13 protein-coding genes and 2 pseudogenes are annotated in these 17,440 nt (G+C 65.0%); 9 read left to right on the top strand and 6 right to left on the bottom strand.

Annotated elements, in window-relative coordinates:
* The first annotated feature begins 850 nt into the window (after positions 1-850).
* Entirely contained in the window at positions 851-1,477 is a 627-nt protein-coding gene (locus B118_RS28915; protein ID WP_238324093.1) for a helix-turn-helix domain-containing protein, read from the top strand.
* Positions 1,456-1,800, top strand: a pseudogene (locus tag B118_RS31005) (DDE-type integrase/transposase/recombinase); the annotation flags it as partial. The gene B118_RS28915 and the pseudogene B118_RS31005, both read left to right, overlap by 22 nt.
* Before the next feature lie 1,050 nt (positions 1,801-2,850).
* On the opposite strand, the gene B118_RS0122185 reads toward B118_RS31005, so the two are convergent.
* Positions 2,851-3,525 (bottom strand): dTMP kinase, encoded by a 675-nt coding sequence (locus B118_RS0122185; RefSeq protein ID WP_028189171.1) that lies wholly within the window; start codon positions 3,523-3,525, stop codon positions 2,851-2,853.
* Between the two features lie 244 nt (positions 3,526-3,769).
* Here B118_RS0122185 and B118_RS34060 point away from each other — a divergent pair, with 244 nt between their 5' ends.
* The 3 genes from B118_RS34060 to B118_RS28905 all read left to right on the top strand — a co-directional run bounded on the left by B118_RS34060 (position 3,770) and on the right by B118_RS28905 (position 5,552).
* Entirely contained in the window at positions 3,770-4,813 is a 1,044-nt protein-coding gene (locus B118_RS34060) for a TIM barrel protein (protein WP_028193474.1), read from the top strand.
* A gap of 348 nt (positions 4,814-5,161) precedes the next feature.
* Positions 5,162-5,284: a hypothetical protein gene (locus B118_RS33505; RefSeq protein WP_272945112.1), complete on the top strand. Its 123-nt coding sequence runs from the start codon at positions 5,162-5,164 to the stop codon at positions 5,282-5,284.
* Positions 5,256-5,552 (top strand): sulfite exporter TauE/SafE family protein, encoded by a 297-nt coding sequence (locus B118_RS28905; RefSeq protein ID WP_238324091.1) that lies wholly within the window; start codon positions 5,256-5,258, stop codon positions 5,550-5,552. Before B118_RS33505 ends, B118_RS28905 begins: the two co-directional genes overlap by 29 nt.
* Positions 5,553-5,808: 256 nt before the next feature.
* Here the strand turns inward: B118_RS28905 and B118_RS0122165 are convergent, their stop codons facing one another.
* Positions 5,809-6,528 carry a dienelactone hydrolase family protein gene (locus B118_RS0122165; protein WP_028193473.1) on the bottom strand — a complete coding sequence of 240 codons (720 nt, stop codon included), beginning with the start codon at positions 6,526-6,528 and terminating at the stop codon, positions 5,809-5,811.
* Positions 6,529-7,313: 785 nt separating this feature from the next.
* Between B118_RS0122165 and B118_RS0122160 the strand changes: the two genes are divergently transcribed.
* Positions 7,314-7,988: a response regulator transcription factor gene (locus tag B118_RS0122160; RefSeq protein ID WP_018222357.1), complete on the top strand. Its 675-nt coding sequence runs from the start codon at positions 7,314-7,316 to the stop codon at positions 7,986-7,988.
* 324 nt (positions 7,989-8,312) lie between these two features.
* Here B118_RS0122160 and B118_RS0122155 read toward each other — a convergent pair whose 3' ends face one another.
* Both B118_RS0122155 and B118_RS0122150 read right to left on the bottom strand, forming a co-directional pair.
* On the bottom strand, positions 8,313-11,168 hold the full coding sequence (locus tag B118_RS0122155; RefSeq protein WP_028193472.1) for a M28 family peptidase: 2,856 nt from the start codon (positions 11,166-11,168) through the stop codon (positions 8,313-8,315).
* Between the two features lie 589 nt (positions 11,169-11,757).
* Positions 11,758-12,603 carry a helix-turn-helix domain-containing protein gene (locus tag B118_RS0122150; RefSeq protein WP_018812551.1) on the bottom strand — a complete coding sequence of 282 codons (846 nt, stop codon included), beginning with the start codon at positions 12,601-12,603 and terminating at the stop codon, positions 11,758-11,760.
* 6 nt (positions 12,604-12,609) lie between these two features.
* On the opposite strand from B118_RS0122150, the gene B118_RS0122145 reads away from it, so the two are divergent.
* The 3 genes from B118_RS0122145 (at position 12,610) to B118_RS0122120 (ending at position 16,286) form a co-directional block, all read left to right on the top strand.
* Positions 12,610-13,041 (top strand): DUF2000 domain-containing protein, encoded by a 432-nt coding sequence (locus B118_RS0122145; RefSeq protein ID WP_018812552.1) that lies wholly within the window; start codon positions 12,610-12,612, stop codon positions 13,039-13,041.
* Positions 13,042-14,088: 1,047 nt separating this feature from the next.
* Positions 14,089-14,901 (top strand): nucleoside-diphosphate kinase, encoded by an 813-nt coding sequence (locus tag B118_RS0122130; protein WP_026270928.1) that lies wholly within the window; start codon positions 14,089-14,091, stop codon positions 14,899-14,901.
* A 182-nt stretch (positions 14,902-15,083) separates the two neighbouring features.
* Entirely contained in the window at positions 15,084-16,286 is a 1,203-nt protein-coding gene (locus tag B118_RS0122120) for a metal-dependent hydrolase family protein (RefSeq protein WP_043541821.1), read from the top strand.
* A gap of 105 nt (positions 16,287-16,391) precedes the next feature.
* Here B118_RS0122120 and B118_RS0122115 read toward each other — a convergent pair whose 3' ends face one another.
* Both B118_RS0122115 and B118_RS28900 read right to left on the bottom strand, forming a co-directional pair.
* On the bottom strand, positions 16,392-16,949 hold the full coding sequence (locus B118_RS0122115) for an NUDIX hydrolase (RefSeq protein ID WP_018812557.1): 558 nt from the start codon (positions 16,947-16,949) through the stop codon (positions 16,392-16,394).
* A 29-nt stretch (positions 16,950-16,978) separates the two neighbouring features.
* Positions 16,979-17,440 (bottom strand): annotated as a pseudogene (locus B118_RS28900) (AfsR/SARP family transcriptional regulator); the annotation flags it as partial.

Here is a 17,440-nt window from a genome sequence, read left to right as displayed (position 1 = left end):
AACCGGGGCATCCTCCATCGTCCCAGTGCAGGGACCTCCCAAAAGTGCAGGTGGCCCCCTGAAGCATAGATAGCAATTCGCCGTAGACACGTCGAATCCGCTCCTCGGTGGGCGCGGCGCGTTCCACGGGCATATCCGGCTTCCTCACGACAACTTGGAGCCGACAAACCGTTACAGCCCCACGATTCGGCCTAGCCGATGATCTCGAGGGTGCTCCGTGGGTGCTCGGACGTCGGGGTACTGACCCGGACGTACAGGGATGCAGCCGCTTTGAGGGTCGCAGCGAGGGCGTCCGGAAAATCGAGCAGCGCGGTTATATGGGGGCTGTGGGGCGCGGACCTGCGGGGATCCGGCGGGACGCGAAGGGACTGGGCTGGACGCGGCCGGATAGATTTCCTGATAGAGTTAGAATTGGAGGGCATTGAATTCCACTTCGGACTACGGATCAGAAGGTTAGGGGTTCGAATCCCTTCGGGCGCGCAAGATCGTAAGGCGCTTGACCTGCAAGAACAGGGGTCAAGCGCCTCTGCTTTGTCATCCCTAGTGGACGGCTGGGTGCTCGTGCGACGCGCATCCCCTCCGTCCCGCTCCATCCCGGCAGTAGCCCATCCTGTCCCAGTGGGTTTTGATCATGGCTCCCCCTCTCGGCCTACGAGCCCAGAAACGAGACGGCGAGGCCGGCCGGGCTCCCTGGTCGGGTGTCGCGGCGCTGGCGGTACGTCTCTGTCAATCTCTCCGGCTCGCGGGCGCCGGCATGTCCCTGTCGCTGACATCCGTTAATGTCAACGTACCGTTAGAGAAATAGAGAGCGGTGACCGTCTTCCTCCGATCGTGATGGAGGTCCTCCCTCTTGGACCCGCAGCAACTCAAGGACGTGAAGCGGGCGCTTGGACGGCGGCTCGCCGCGTGGCGCAAGACGCGTGGCCTGATTCAGGATGACGTGGCGCGGCTGGTGAACAGCACTCGAAGCACGGTAGCCGGGGTCGAACGCGGCGAGCAGGTGGTCGACCGGGTCTTCTGGGTGCAGTGCGAGTCACTTCTCCACGCCGGCGGCGAGCTGATCGCCGGCTACGACGAGTACCGATCGTTCGAGATCAGGCATCGGGAGGAAAAGGCCGACGCGGCACTCCACGCCCGCTGGGGCACAGTCCTCGATCACCAGACGATCACCGAGGCCAGCTCCCCCAGCCGGCTTCCCGATCCCGACAGGCCGCTGCTGCCGACCACAGGCGCTTCCACTGGTGACTCAGTATTGGTGCAGGATCCGGGTGAAGCGTACGTTGGAGTGCGGCAGGCGATCATGATCGCCGCACGGAAGACCAGCAAGCACGCGATGGACGCAGGGGCTAGGGCCGTGTCGGACCTGACGATTGAGCAGCTACGCGATGATGCGATCGGGATCGCACGGGGTTTCGGGCAGCTGACACCCGCCGCCACGATCAACGAGGCGCTGCGGCCGCGCCGGCGCCGGACCTGATCGGTCGGGACTTCACCGCCGAGGCCCCCGGCCAACGCCTCGTCGGGGACATCACCCACCTGCCCACCGACGAGGGTTGGCTCTACCTGGCCACCACCATCGACCTGCACACCCGTGAAGTCGTCGGCCACGCCCTGGTCACACACATGCGCGCGCAACTCGTCGCCGACGCCGTCACCCTCGCCTACCGACGTGGCCTGGTCGACCCAGAAGCGATCTTTCACTCCGACCGCGGCCCCAGGGCGGGTTCCAGTACTTGTCGCAACACACCGGACACCAAGAACACGAAGACCGCGAATCCCCGTCTACATCGACCAGGTTAAAGATCAAGTTAGACGGCGCCAAGCGCGAATCGTTAAGGCTGGCGAGCGACAATGAAATGTCCACCGATGACCAAGGCGCCACTACCAAACAATAGGATTATCAATCCTAAAATCCTATCAAGGATAACGAACCGATCCCGACGTCGAACGATTCGCTCATCACTCCAACCAATTCTTTTGAAAGGGCTGACCGGGCGCACAAAACGCATAGTAAGCTCTACATGCCTGGTCGCAACCCCTCTCCAGTCGGTTGCTAGCGCTAACCCCACCAGCACCAGCAGGACTCCCCACACCAACCCAAGCATCGCTCGCCACATTACAAAACCTCCGAGCTGATTGGGCTACATGTCTGGGAAGAACCAACCGTCACGGGTGCCGATCCTCCATCCCAACCAATTGTAGGTCACACCCACCCATAGCGAAACGCCGACACCGACACTTCCACCGTGGTATGTCTCCGCGTGCCCGTATTGGTCACCACCACCACTTTTTACACCGCCAACATAGCAAGCACCGGGCCCATCACCGAAGCAGCCCATCCAACCCTTAGGGCTTTGCTCGTAGTGCCTGGCACTAACACCACCGACAGTCGCGCTGACGCCAAGGCCAACTCCCTCGCCGAAGGAACTGCTTATATAGCCATCCTGATATGCGAAGCCAACACAGAACATAAAGCATCCCGAAGCGCTAACCTGCCCATACCGATGGACATACTTTAGGATATTGCTCGACTCATCCCCGTCGCGCTCGCAACGCCGAGTATCCGCGTTTGTGTCACAACTCGAAGAAGACAGAGAACTAGATGTCGAAGGTCGCCGGGCACCCGTCGGCCCGGTCCACCTCCGCCCGGCTGGGGGACTACTTCGACAACGGTTCCGTCCAGCACTTGTCGCACGTGATCCTGGACCTAATTCGAGCTCTTCCCGACTCGAGTGCGCTACTGCTGGCCGGACCAACTCGACGAGATGGAGGCAAGCGCGGGTCTACAATTGGAGGAGCGATGGCCCTCGTGGGCCCGCGACGAGTTCCGACCCGACTCCCGCAACCACGTCAGTGTCTACCGTTTGCGGTCGTGGCATGTGGCGTCTGAGGGAGGGTTGCCCGAATGCCGAAGGTGCTGGCGACGATCTCGCGCAGAGCCCTCTGCACTGTCTCTCGCCGACCATTGCCGTCCACAACGACGAAGCTGTCGAACTCTGGCAGGGACAGGTAGGCACGCCGATAGCCGACGAGAAAGTCGATGCTCTCCCGATCGATGCCGCGATTTTCGATACGCCGTTGAGCGACAGCCGGATCGACGTCGAGAAATATAGTCAGGTGGGGAGTGGGGAGCGCGCGATTGAGGCGTCGCAGGAACTCCTCGTTGCCCGCCCGCTGCAACCGAACCGCCGCATATTGACAGTAAGTGTACCGGTCCATCAACGTGACCGATTCTGGATCGGCTGCCGTATCCCTCAGAGCGGCGAGCGTAACAAATTTACAGCATGCCGAGATCAGGCGGATCATATCTGGTCCCAACATTTCGAGGTGATCCGCGAAGCCGTCTTCCCGAGCGATCCTGTCGAGGGACTGTCGGACCGGGATGAGGGTCTGGTTCAGCAGTTGATGTGCGGGAACATCGATCGTTTTCAGCCATGATACGAGGTCTTTAACCTGTGTCGTTTTGCCTGCTCCGTCGATCCCGACGATGGCGACCAGCCGCCCGGGAACGTTTAGGTCAAACACGCATCAGCCTTTCCTGGAAGGATCAGACATGGGCGTACCGTAGTTCAGCCGAGACTGGGGGGATTGTCAAGGTATCTCGATCTGGCGGTTCGTGAGGGCTTCTGGTTTGAAGCTATAGAACCCGAATACCCGGAGCATCTTGATCAGCTTTCCGAATGATTCACCGCATGTCGTCCCGAAAGATCGCACACTAGCCGTCCACGGGCCCTACTACGACATCGTCCTTCACTCTCCGGACCCACAGGTGCGCAGGCTGTCGGAGACCAGGGTCCGCGAGTCGCTGCGGTGGGCGAAGGAGCTAGGCGCCGACTACCTGATCCTGCACACGAACTACATCCCACTCATCCGCGAACTACCTACGACCCACACTGGCTCACTGCACATCGACTTCTTCGCCGGGCTACCTGCGGACTCGGTGACAGTGCTGCTCGAGAACATGTGGGACCCGTCGCCCGACCTGGCAGTGCGACTGGTCGAGGAACTGGACTCCGACCGGCTCCGACTGTGCTTCGACGTCGCGCACTGGAACGTCCACGCGACGGTGTCCATGCGGGAGTGGTTTGCGCGGGCCGGCGCCTACACGCCCTACGTGCAACTGGGCGACAATAACGGTGATTGCGTTGCGGGGTCGGTGATCGGTTCGGGTAGCGGTTGCAGGGGGCGGGCGTTGGCGATGCCGCGGTGCGGCCGGTGTTGGTTGTGGTGGTGTTCGTACTCGCGCAGCGCGTGTATCAGGTGGGCGTGGTTCCAGATGAGGGTGCGGTCGAGTAGTTCGTGGCGGCAGGCCTGGATCCAGCGTTCCATGATCGAGTGCATGCGGGGCATTTCGGACGCCGCTACGCACGACTGTGATTCCGGAGTCGGCGAGGATCGCGTCGAACAGGGCAAGGTACTTGCCGTCCCGATCCCGGATCAGGTACTTCGTGCGGCATCCCGCGTCCTCAAGGTCCATTCCCAGGTTCCGGTCCGTTTGGGCCACCCATCTGACGCTCGGGTGGGCGGTGGCGCTGAGGATGCGGACCTGGCGGGTGGCGTGGTCGATGACCGCCAGGATGCACAGGCGGGCGCCGTCAGTGTCGTGGTGTCGACGAAATCGGCGGCGATGATGGCGTGTGCCTGGGAGCGCAGGAATGTCGCCCAGGTGGTGGCGGTGCGCTGGGCACCGGGTCGATGCCGGCCTGCTGCAGGATCTCCCAGACGGTGGAGGCGACGCCCCCACACCCAGGACGAGGAGTTCGCCATGGATGCGGCGGTATCCCCAGTTGGTGCTTTCGCGGGCCAGGCGTAGCACCATCCGGCGGATTAACCGCACGGTTCGTGGCCCGCCGGCCCGCTGAGGTTGGGAGATCTTGGCGTGCCGGCGGGCGATCTGGTCACGGTGCCAGCGCAGCACGGTCTCCGGGCGGACCAGCAGCCGCAGGTCACGCAGGACATTGCGGGGCAGCCGGGCTAGCACAGCGGCCAGCCAGGCCCGGTCGAGCGGGTTCACGGCTACAGCCGAATTTCTGAACTCAGTGATTAAGAAGGTCGTGACCAGGACGGACGAGGCTTTCGGCACCCGCAAGGTCGTCGTCGGCGTTTTCACTGCTCATCAACAGCATCACCCGGAGGCTGGTCCAAGAAGCCGGCGGAGCCGGTGCGACGCCCCACCTCCCAGCGCATTCCGACCGTCATCGGACTCGCCCTCAGTGTGACCCTGGCCGAGTTCCTCACCGCCCTGCCCTACTTCGGTGCCGTCAGCATCCTCGCGGGGTGGTGACTTCACGACGCCGCAGTGGCTGTCCCTGCTGATCGCCTACAACATCGTCGCCGTCCTGCCCACAGTCGCGATCGTCGTGGTCGCGATCATCCTCCACGAACGGCAACGTGAGCGTCTTCAATGCTGGCTCGACAAGCTGTCAAACTCCCGCAGATCATGGCTGACACTGGTCGGCATCGCCGGATTCCTGCTGGCGCGAAACGGCGCTGCATATCTTGTGGTGGACTTCGGCCTGGTGGACATCGGCGGCGGCACACCGCTGAAGTGACATGGGACGGTTCGATCCAGCCAGCTCACGCCACTGTGGCGAAACCGCGACTATGCCGGCTGGTGGACCGCCTCGCTGGTGTCGGCAGTGGTCTCCGACTCACCGTCATTTCGCTACCGCTCCTGTTTTTCCACAGCACAGGGTCCCTCACCCACATCGGGGCCGTCGCCGTGACCGAGGCGGGGCGCGCGCCAAAGTCATCCACATCACAGTGGCCTTGGTGGCGCTAGTGACGCAGACCAACGTCCTCCGGTACCTAAAGGCACTCTGCCAGCAGGTCCACGATGTCGAGCCAGGCCCGCTGCGCGTGCCGCTGGTGGTAGCCGACGCCGGGGAGCACGCTCTGGTCGGCCCCCATCGGTGGGTGGTGGAAGGCGTGCAGGGCGCCGCCGTAGACAACAAGGCGCCAATCGACGTCCGCGGCCTGCATCTCGGCGGTGAACGCATCCCGTTGGGCCGGCGATACGATCGGGTCTTCTGACCCGACCCCGACCCAGACCGGGCAGCGAATGTGTGCCGCCTCGCCCGGCCGGCCTGTGGTCATTGCGTTAATCGTTCCGATCCCGCGCAGGTTGGCGGCGTCGCGGCCGAGTTCCAGCACGATTGCTCCCCCGATGCCGTAGCCGATGGCGGCGATCCGGTCCGGGTCGGTCCGTGGTTCGGCGCACAGCACGTCAAGCGCCGCGTGGCCGATGCCCCGCATCCGGTCGGAGTCAGCGAGCAGCGGCGTCAGGCGCGCCAGCATCTCCTGGGGGTCGGTGAACCAACGTCCGCCGTGAATGTCGAAGGCCAGCGCCACGTACCCCAACTCCGCGAGGGCGTCGGCCCGGCGACGCTGAAAGTCGTTGAGCCCCGGCCCCTCGGGTCCGACCAGGACCGCTGGCCGGCGGTCGACGCCGGCGGGCAGGGCGAGGTGCCCGATCATCGTCAGGTCGTCGGCCGGGTACTCCACCGTTCTCGTCGTGATGGACGTCATGAAGCCGGACTATAGCGATCGTCGCGCCCGACCAGGCGGATGTTTCGCCGCTGGCAGATCAGCCGACGGCGTAGGCTGTCGCGGTTCATGCCAGCACCTGCAGTCAGGGCTACCCACCGACCTACTCGCTCACACCGGACTGACCCTCGCACCCGACACAACCTGATCATTCAAGATCTGTAGCGCCAGCCTCCCCGGCATGCCTCGAGTGACAGCGCCCCGCCGGTCTGGACACACTCCTCGACGGCCCATCGGGCACCGGGCCACGCGGATGAGTTCCTCGTCGCTGGGGTAAGGCCGGTCGATAGCACAGGTGGTAAGCCTGCTCGGTGGGGTCGGTGGTCGACCGGCGAGTGACCAGCCAGCGGGGGTGCATCCGTGGTCGGCGGTGTCGGTGTCGGTGTCGGGCAGGGTGGCCACGGCCCAGTCGAACAGGCGGGGCCCCTTGGCGCCGTCGCCACAGCTGCGCCGTTTCCAGGCCGGACCAGGGACCGCGGTGGCCGCGCGCCCTAATCACATCGCGATGGCTTGGTCACTGTGCGCGCTGCCGACATTTTCGGGAACCCGGTCTACGTAGTGATCGAAGCCTAAGGGTCACACACTATACCCGGAGCGTCCACTCCCGACCCTGCTACGCTGGACGCTTGGCCGGCCCTACCACTTGGGCTATCATTACGCTGCTTTGCCAAGTGATGGCGGACTATCGAAGTTGACGCCCTGACACACTCCGAACTAGTCTTTAATCATAATTCTTCATAGCGATGGATGTTACATTAGTGGCTCATGTGCTGGTAATCGAGGACGATCGGAATATCCGAGAGGCGATCGACAACTCACTTTCGGCAACAGGCCACGTCGTACGGCCGTGTGGGACCGCTCTTGACGGGCTTCGAGAACTGGCGAGCAGGCAGTCCGATGTCGTGATCTTGGACCTCCACCTGCCGGACCTCGATGGCGCGACGGTACTGAGCCTCATCCGGGCCGATTCCGCGGTGCCGGTTGTCGTCGCAACTGCGCGCGACACAGAGAGCGAAATCATCCGCCTGCTTCGCGCGGGCGCCGACGACTACGTGGTCAAACCGTACTCCGTCGAGCAGTTGGAGGCACGGATCGCGGCGGTGCTACGCCGTGGAGCCGGGCAGGCTGCGACCGTACTGACGATCGGTGGCCTTCACCTAGACGCCGAGGCGCGGATCGCATCGCTCGACGGAGTACGCCTGCAGCTCTCCCGCCTCGAGTTCGACCTGCTCACGTACCTCGCGCAACGGGCAGGGAAGGTGGTCACCCGGCGCCAACTGTTCGACCACGTCTGGCGCTCGGAGGGCCGCTCGCTCGAAACCGTCGATGTGCACGTCACCTGGCTCCGCCGCAAGCTCGGCGAAAGTGCGTCTATGCCACGCTATCTACACACGGTGCGCGGAGTGGGAATCCGCCTGTGCGCACCGGAGGATGCCGGTTGAGTTACCGCGCACCGCGCGGGGCCCGCACGCCCCCACCGGTGACGGTGCCGCGACCTACTCGCTCGTCATCGCACTGGCTGTAGTCAAAACCGAACCATCCCGACTGGTCTGGGAGTGGGACTACCCGTGGGAGTGGGCGACAGCCAAGGCTGTCTCATCGCGGCTGGAGATGGAGATACATCCGCCCCGGCCGAGGTCGATCAACAAGGTGGCTCCTATCCGTTGGCTGGTCCACGTCAATAGCAACCCCGCAAGGGGGCTGTTAATGAATGGGGGCGGCTCCGTACGGAACCGCCCCCATCGAGCCAACCTCTCGATCCGGACCTAGAAGATCAGGCTCCAGGAACGGAGGGTGCCAGTGCCGCCATTGTGCAGGTCGCGTACCCGCAGCCTCCAGGTTCCATCGGTCATCTCCGCCGACGAGTCGATCGACTTTGTCAGCTTGACATCATCCGCCCTGTCGAGACGACTCGGACGCTTGATGAGGTATTCGGTGCCGTCAGGTGCCAGCAGATGGATCTCCAGGTTCCCGCGGTAGGAGTGCTCGATATCGATTTTCACCTCACGAACGGCCCGCGCAGGTCCGTCACTCTGCACCGTAATTGGGGACTCGATAACCGACCGGTCACGGATGGGGAAGTGGGTATCGTTGGCGGCCTCCGTAGAGCCCCCTGATCCGCCAGCCGCCTTTACGCCGGTCAACTTCCACGCGGCGTACGCGGCCACATCTGTGTGCCTGTCCAGGGCAACGGTGCTGATGTTCTCCACCGTGTCACAGTTTTTGTGGTAGCAGGGGTCGAACGGCTGCCCGGCCTTGCCGTTCCACTTCGCGGCCTGGGCTTGGCTCATCACCGGCGCAAGGCTCAGCGTGGCGGTGCCGCCGCTGGGGATGTCCGCCGCCATGAAGGGGGCATGATCCGAGCGGCCGCGAAGGCTGACGCCCTCGGACGGAACATCCTCGGCAGCGAAGCCCTCCTCGAGTACCTCGGTGATGAAATCACCCTTGGCATCGTCATTGTAGACAAAGTACCCGGGATTCGGTGAACCAATCATGTCGAAGTTCAAATATGCTGTGATCGACTCCCGTTCGGCGACGGACAACGACCGCACGTACTCTATGGACCCGACCAGTCCGTCCTCCTCTGCCCCCCACCAGCCGAAGCGAATCGCCTTGTCACCCTTCGCACCGCTGGCGGCATAGGTTAGCGCGACCTCAAGGATGCCGGCAGAGCCACTGCCGTTGTCGTTAATGCCGGGCCCATTGTCGACGCTGTCCAGGTGTGCGCCGAGCATGACCACCTTGTCCTGGTCTCCTCGGTCGGGTAGGTCGGCGATCAGGTTGAACCCGGTCTTGCCGTTGATCTGAAACTGCTGGATCCGGGTTTCGTAGCCCGCGGCGTCTAGTTCGCCCTTCACATAGTCGAGCGAAGCCCGGTACCCCGCGGTGCCGTGTGCCCGACTACCGCCATTCGCCGTGGCGATCCGGCTGAACTCTTCGAGGTGTGCCTCGACCTTGGCGCCATCAATGTCCGGCGCTTCCGCCGGTTCTCCGGTAGGCGGCGATGTCGGCGAAGATGAGGGGGCGGGCGTAGACGGCGAGGCCGTCGGCGTTGGCGTGCCGACGGTGCAGGTGGGGTCACCCTGCGCCGGGACGCTCACCGCGTTCCAGGCTGCCTTGATCGCGTCGAACTCGGTGCAGCTGTTCGGGTACAGCTCCCGAGTGGCGTCCAGGGTCGCCTTCCGTGCCTGCGTGTACGTCCAGCCCGAGGTCTTGCGCAGCAGCGCGTGGTAGTAGATCTCACCGGCCTGCCACAGCCCGATGCCAGTAACGTCAGTGCCGTTGCAGGTGGGGCTGGCCGGCTTGCCCGAGGGCTTGGAGCCTTCTGCCGCAAGGTAGAACCAGTGGTTGAGCGGTCCAGCTGCCGCGTGCACCGGAGTTCGTGGAATGGCGGTCGACCAACAGTTCGGGTGACCGTTCTTGGATGGATCGTACATTGTACGAATTGGGCCACGCCCGTTGAGCTTGACTTCCTCACCGACCAGGTAGTCGGGTGGGTCGTTCGGGTTGGCAACGAAGTGTTCGGCGAGCGCGCCGAAGATGTCGCCCGTACCCTCGTTGAGCCCGCCGGTCTCGTTCGTGATGCCACGGCTACCGCCGGGAGTGTGGCAGAAGATACCGTGGCCCAGCTCGTGCGCGACCACGTCTACTGAGTTGACCTGGCGGGCCCCGTCGCTGGTGCGGCCGTACTTGGTCTGGTCGCGGCTCGCATCGCCGGTGCCGCGGCAGGCGTAGTAGGCGTTGGCAGCAGGAAGGCCGACGAACATGGTCGCGGTCCTTCCCGCGTCATCGATGCCATTGCGCGAGAACTTCTCCTCGAGCATGTCCCACACCGCCGCGCCCGCATACTGGGTGTCGACTGCTCCGGTGACCAGGTCAGAGCCGGCACCGTTGCCCCACACGTCGTCGGCGTCAGTGAATGGGCTGCCGGACGCGGTATCGTTCAGCGTTTGCATATTGCCACGGGTCGGATCACGCAGTTCGAACCGACCGGCGCTGCCGGTGGTGTCGAGGTGAACCTCCCCGTTGTAGTGTCCGTTGCCCGTTCCTTGTGCGACCTCGTCCCAGGAGCCAACGTAGGCGCCGGTCTGCCCATCCACGAATGCGTGGGCCACACTCGGCCCGTGCTCGCCGTCGCCGCTCACGACGACCTCCCAGACGAGCCGGCCATCACCTTCGGCGATCACTCCCAGCTTCGGCTCGCCCTGTACGGTGCCCGGGTGCTTGTCCAACGCCACCGCCTTGGCCTTCTTGGCGCTCACCTTCGCCGACGTGGAGACCTGCAGCGGTCCGGAGCCTGCGGTGCTGCTCCGGACGGTGCTTTTGCTGTCGGTCACCACCACGGCCTCGCCCCCGACGAATACCGGCAGGCCCTTGTAGGTCCGGGAATAGGTGACGTACGTCAGGCCGCGAGAGGCTGGGGTCGCCTGCTGACGGCTGTACTCCTCGTCCTCACCTTTCACAAACCCGGTGGAGGTACCGGAGACATACTGATCGGCGGCGGCAGTGCTGACCGCCAGGCGTTCGATCGCGTCCAGCTCCGGCAGCTCGCTGACAGACGTGTACCCGAGGGCCGTGATCGCCGCAGCAGCCTGCACCGTCACGATAGCGCCAGCGATCAGCGCTTTTTTCCGCGTGTTTTTGCGTTTCTTCGCATGCTTCACGAGTGTTTTCGCCCTCCAAGATTCCGTTCTATTGTTGGACCGAGCAGAGTCTGGTCCGGAGGAGCTTAAGGGCACCGGAAGCTCCGATAACGAATCGGTAACGACCACATCCATGGGTAACGGATCCGGGTGGTAGGATTCCTAACTGTTTCCTGGATCTATTCCTGTGTAGCCCCCGAAATAATCCCGGCCCTGGTATTTCCGGGTGGACTGACGGGCGGCCTCGCGGTCGCGATCGATTCACCACCCAGGAGGACGACACCAGACGACACCACCGGTCACGAGGGTCGCTGCCCTCCGCCAACTGACCTGCGCCACCAGCCACATCCATCGGAGAACAGTTGGTTGGCCAGCAGTCCCGAAACAGAGCGCGCCCACCGCCGCAGTGCGGCCGCCGAGATGAGTGGGTCGTCCCGGCGTTCCAGCGCCCCTCCCCTAGGCGCCACCGGGCACGACCCCAACCAGTAGCCACTGACGTGGTTACGTAATTGCAAACCCGCGCCGGCCGTCGAGTTCGTCCGGCTGCCCTTCTACGGCCTCGGGCGGCTCAGCCCTTGCTGAACGCCTTCGGACTCACGCCGAGGATCCGCTTGAAGTGGCGGCTCAGGTGCGGCTGGTCGTAGAAGCCGCTCGCCTCGGCGACCGACCCCGGTGGCTCCCCGGCCAGAATCAGCCGGCGGGCCAGGTCGACCCGGCGGGAGATCAGGTACCGGTGCGGCGACATGCCGAACTCGCGGGTGAACGACCGCACCAGATAGGCGGGGTGGAAGTGCAGCACGCGGGACGCTTCGTCGAGCGAGATGCCCGACACGACGTGCGCCTCCAACAGGTCCCGCAGCCGGTACGCCGGGGTCCGGTCGAGTCGCTCGGGCAGGCCCGCGTTGCCGAGCCGGGCGCGCAGCCGCTCGGTGATCTCAGCGAGATGGGTCTCGGCCTCGAATTCTTCGCCGGCCTGCCCGATCACCGCGTGCAGGGCTGAGATCCGGCGACGCAGCACGCGATCGATAAACGCCGAATTGTCCACAGCAGCCCCGATCAGGCTGGTGGGCAGCCGATCCGGCTCCAGGTAGAACACACGCTTGCGCAAGCCGTGCGGGTGGGCGGCGGCACCGTTGTGCGGTACGTACGGCGGGAGCAGTGTGACCAGGTCGCCGAACGCGCCGCGCTCGTGCTTGTCGAGGTCGTACCGCACGGCGCCGTCGTCGACGATCAGCACGGTCCAGGTGTCGTGCGCGTGCATCGGATAGGCGTGACCGGTGAGATGGGCATGCAGCACCTCCACCACACCGCCCAGTCGCGGACGCCACGCAGAGATCGCCATGCCCGCCGCGCCAGCGCTGGTCACCGACACGTCAAAATCGTACAAGACCGCAGGCCCGGCACGACCGATCATCGGATCATGCGATCTGACACCACACCCGTACGCTTCGACACCAAGATCGCCGTTCTCCTGCGCGACGACCTGCTCACGTGGCAGCGCCTGAACATCACGGCGTTCCTGGTCAGTGGCATCGCCACGGCGGCACCCGAGGTGATCGGCCAGCCGTACGAGGACGCCGGCGACGTGCAGTACCTGTCGATGTTCCGGCAGCCCATACTGGTGTTCATGGGTGGCAGGGAACTGCTCCAGGCGGCACGTTCCCGGGCGATCGGCCGTAACCTGCCGGTGTCGGTCTTCACCTCCGACCTGTTCGCCACGAACAACGACCGGGACAACCGGGCCGCCGTCCGCGCTGTCAGGACCGAGCAACTGGACCTGGTCGGGATGGCCACCTACGGCCCGCGCAACGCGGTGGACAAGGTAGTCAAGGGGGCAAGCATGCATCACTGAGCGGCCGGCCGACCCTCGACGAACTCGCATGCGGAACGACCCCCGCCGGTCCCTGTCCCGGAACCTTCCCAGAAATGGCCAAGGGTGTTTCCTCCCACGCCTTCAACCTGCTGGTGACGGCGGACCCGGCTGGTCCTTGTCGCGGAGTCCGACGGCAGCCGCGATGCTGGGCGAGGGTGGCGCCTCCGAGTGGGCGAGGGCGACCAGGCCGTGGTAGCAGCCGTCTGTGTCCACGAGCGACGCACTCGATTTGATCACACCCCGCCTACCCTCCACATCACATCGATGACTCTCCGCGCGAGCCGACTCGAACCCTATTGGGAAGTCCTCCGGGTACGCGCGGCCATCAGCGTGACGGCCAGGACCGTCAACGAGATGACCCCGACGGCTCGACCAATCCGGTCAATGCGTGTCGAGTTGCAGGCCCGAAACGCTCGTTCTCCCTAGTCACCGTCCAGGGTGGGCGCCACCCAGGGGTAAAGGTTGGTTTCAACACGTTCCCGCAACTTACCTTCTCATGGTCACCTGGCGCGATAATGTGGATTGGTAAAACCAACAGAAGCACCACCACAGCACTTCCCAACCAAGCGACTTTGACTGGCGTCACCCAGCCGCGCCTTCGACCATTCCGCTCCGTTTTAGCTGCCATCTAGCGAATAGTAGGTCATGCGTAACACGTCGGCCCAGCCCGGCCATATCGATTCGGGGACCAGCATCCTGGCCAGCAGCAGCGCCGCGTCAACGCCCTTGGTGTCGGCCGGACGCAGCAACTGCGTTGGTCAGCGGTTCTCGGAGATTTGGACCGCAGCGTTGCCGCTGTACACGGCGTTGGTGCTGGTGTTGTCCGGGCTGCAGCACAACCTGGCGCCGGACGTGCCACCACTCTGTTACGCATCGCGTGCGACTTGGGGAACACCACTTTGCGGACCACAATCATTTCATCCTGAAATCTCAATCCCTGGTGGAGTGTGCAGCGGCACAATCCCGGGTTTCCGGTACGACGGTGTGGGCCGAGAGGGAGCGTGGACAAGTTTCTGGAGTAGGTGCGTGGACGACAACCGACTAGCACTGGTCATGCTGAAGCCTGACGCGGTACGGCAGCAGCTGACCGGCCCGGTACTGCGCTGGCTGACCGGCAGAGGGTTCGAGTCGGTCGGATTCCGGCAGTTCCTGCTTTCCGCCGAGTGCCGGGCCAACCTCTACCGCACGACCCGCAGTGGTGGTCGGCTCGACTGGCAGCTCAACGCCGTCCTGTACACCCTGGGGCCGGTGCAGAGCCTCCTCCTGCGCGGCCCGGCCGAAGACCTGCCGGCGGCGAGCCTCGTGTCTGGGAGCCTCAAGGGCGATTTCCGTCCCGCCTGGGCACGGCCAGGCACGATGCGGGCGGATCTCGGTGCGTTGAACCCCATCTTCAACCTGGTGCACTCCGCGGACGACCCAGCGAGCGTCCGGCGCGAGTCCCGCGTCCTCTTCGATGCCGGTACCGTCCTCGATGCGGCTGTACTGTCGGCCGCTACCACCCGGCCACCCAAGCCCTTCCCCTTGTGGAGCACCGTCGCCGGCGTTCTCCACCGATGGGCGGCGGAAGCAGGCGTGGCTGAGGCGACGCTGGCTGAGGTGGACTGGCCGGCGGACTCGGGTGGTCCGCGACACGCTGCGCTGCGGGTGGCGACCCGGGCGGTCGAGGAGATCACGGCTGCGTCGTCGCCGGGCCCGGCCCGGTTCCTGGTTGGGATCCGCACGGGCGAGACGACGTGGGACGGATGGCGGGACCGGACTAACATCGACGACAACCCTTGGCCCTCGTACCTCACGTACACCACCCTGCGCTACCTCGATCTCTGTCTGGAGACACCGTGATGCATGCCCGTCCTGACGGAGAGAGCCCACAACCTTCCGGCGCCCAGATTGAACGGCTGCTCTCCGGCAGTCGCTCGACGGTGCGCGGCCGCAAGCCCCACATCCATGCCCCCGACCGGTGGGCGGCCCCGGTCCCGGAACGGCACCTGATCACCGGCATCCGAGCCGATCGGAGCTGACCGATGGGCTTGGCGACGACTCACGCGAAGACCATTGATGATCCACGGCTGGCGATCCGGGCGGCACGCCTGTTCGACGGTCACCTGCTGCACGACGGCCCAGTGCTGGTTTTGGTAGCCGGCGGACAGATTACCGATGTGGACCTTACCGGCGCCTCGCCCCCAGCCGGGGTGCCGACGGCCGATCTCGGAGATGTCACGCTCCTGCCCGGTCTGGTGGACGCGCACACCCATCTGGCATTCGATCCGCACGGGCACACCGAGCACCAGATGGTGCACGACGACGACGCCACAATCCTGGGCCGGATGCGCGAACATGCTGCCCGCGCGCTGCGTGCCGGCATCACCACAGTCCGAGATCTGGGCGACCGGGGTTACCTCGGCCTGCGGTTGCGGGCCGAGTACGCCGAGGACGCCAGCGGTCCGCAGGTGCTCGCTGCCGGGCCTCCGATCACGCGCAGCGGTGGGCATTGCTGGTATCTCGGCGGCGAGGCAGACGACCCGGACCAACTGGTCGCGGCTGCTCACGCCCGGGCCGACCACGGCGCCGATCTCCTGAAGATCATGGCGACGGGTGGGATGAGCACCAGCGGCTCGAACGCCGCAGCGGCGCAGTACACCCTCGACGAACTACGCGCGGTCACTCGAACCGCCCACGACCGAGGCCTGCCGGTCAGCGCCCATGCCCACGCGGCCAGGGGAATCGCCGACGCCGTCACGGTCGGGGTCGACAGCATCGAGCACTGCACGTTCATGACCGCCGACGGGGTGAAACTCGATCCGGCGACGGTCGACGCGATCGCCGCCGCCGGGATCTTCGTCGGATGCACGGTCGTGCGACCCAGAGACGGGATGCCCGAGGAGGTGCTCCGGACCATCACGCCCTACTGGGAGAATCAGGCGTACCTGCGGCGCCGTGGCGTTCGCGTCGTCTGCTGCACCGACGCAGGGATCAACCAGCACAAGCCGCACGACATCCTGCCGAGCGACGTCGGATACTTCGCCAGCCAGGTCGGCACCAACGCCGAGGCGTTGGCATCAGTGACGTCGTTGGCCGCGCAGGCGTGCCGTCTCGGCCACCGCAGGGGGCGGGTGGCGGTCGGCTACGACGCCGATCTACTGGCCGTGGCGGGCAATCCCGTCACGGACATAACTGCGATGATCCAGGCTCGCGCGGTCTTCCGGGCGGGAAAGCGCGTACGCTGAATGTCTGTTCAACGAGCCAGATCTTCTTACCTCTTCCGGTGATGCCGGACTGGCTGGCCGGCAGGGTCGTACCGGATGCAGCGTTTGTTGCCGCCGCTGGCGGCCTTACTGGTCGAAGAGTTCCGCCACACGAGCGAGTAACTCGCGCAGGTTCGGCTCGGTGGTCTTGGCATGTGCCTCGGGCAGGCTCAGCCAACGCAGCGTGGCGGTCGGCCTCTCCGGTCGGGCTTGCTCAGGTGTCTCGGTAGCCAGCACGAAACGCAGGTCGGCGTGCTCGTGAGCGGGCTCGTTCAGGCTGGCTGGCACCGGCAGAACCGCGACCTGGCGTACCGCGGCATCGGGCCAGCACACCAGGTCGTCGAGGTGGGTCTCCTCCCGTCCCTCGCGCAGCACGACGTCGATCGGGTCGTACTCACCGGGATCGCCGTGCCCGCCGATCTGCAGCCAGGACTGCATCCGGGCGTGCCAGCGCAGCAGAACCCGCCGTGTCGGCGGGTGGACCACCAACGCCGAGGCGGTGACATGCAGCGGCAGGTCGCGCGACCACGGGTCACCAGAGGTCAGAAGATCCAGAAGCCGCACCACGTCGGAGGCCTCCGTGGCGTTCTGGGGCCGATACCCGGCGAGGAGCGCCGCGATCGGCGCGGTTGTGGAGTGGCGCATGTATTACCCCCGCAAAAAAGACCAGTGTGTCAGAGAGCCCTGACTGGGCCCGGGAAGTGGTCCACCTGTTGTGGAGCCCTCAGCACCCGGCGAGGCTGGTTCTGTTCAACAAGTAGGTCGTCGAGGGTGTCGCCGATCGTGGCGAGGGCTTGTCGGTAATTGACGATCGCAGATTCGTTCGGTCTGGGGGTGACGGCGGCGAGCTTGTCGCGCGCGTCGGCGACCATGGCCGCCCAGGCGGCGTTGTCGAGCGCGCCGGTGGTGTCGAGGAAGGCCAGGATCCGGGCGCCGTCGGCGAAGCGTGCCACTGCCGGCATCATCGTGACGAAGCCGACCAGGACAGCGCAGGAGGCGTGCATGTTGTCGGCCTCGAGCAGTTCTTGGACGTGGGCACGGAGTAGCTGGTAGGCGGCTCTGCGGTCGCCGCGCCGGAACAGCGCCTGGGCACGCACGGACTGGTTCGGTGAGTGGGTGCGTGCCGGCAGCGGCAC

Source organism: Salinispora pacifica CNR114, assembly GCF_000514775.1.
GTDB lineage: Bacteria > Actinomycetota > Actinomycetes > Mycobacteriales > Micromonosporaceae > Micromonospora > Micromonospora pacifica.
This window is presented reverse-complemented; position numbering and strand designations above follow the sequence as displayed.

Excerpts from the sequence above, each read along its gene's own strand:
- B118_RS0122165 (WP_028193473.1), bottom strand. The coding sequence starts at position 6,528 with ATGACGTCCATCACGACGAGAACGGTGGAGTACCCGGCCGACGACCTG.
- B118_RS0122150 (WP_018812551.1), bottom strand. The coding sequence starts at position 12,603 with ATGATCGGTCGTGCCGGGCCTGCGGTCTTGTACGATTTTGACGTGTCG.
- B118_RS0122145 (WP_018812552.1), top strand. The coding sequence starts at position 12,610 with ATGCGATCTGACACCACACCCGTACGCTTCGACACCAAGATCGCCGTT.
- B118_RS0122120 (WP_043541821.1), top strand. The coding sequence starts at position 15,084 with ATGGGCTTGGCGACGACTCACGCGAAGACCATTGATGATCCACGGCTG.
- B118_RS0122115 (WP_018812557.1), bottom strand. The coding sequence starts at position 16,949 with ATGCGCCACTCCACAACCGCGCCGATCGCGGCGCTCCTCGCCGGGTAT.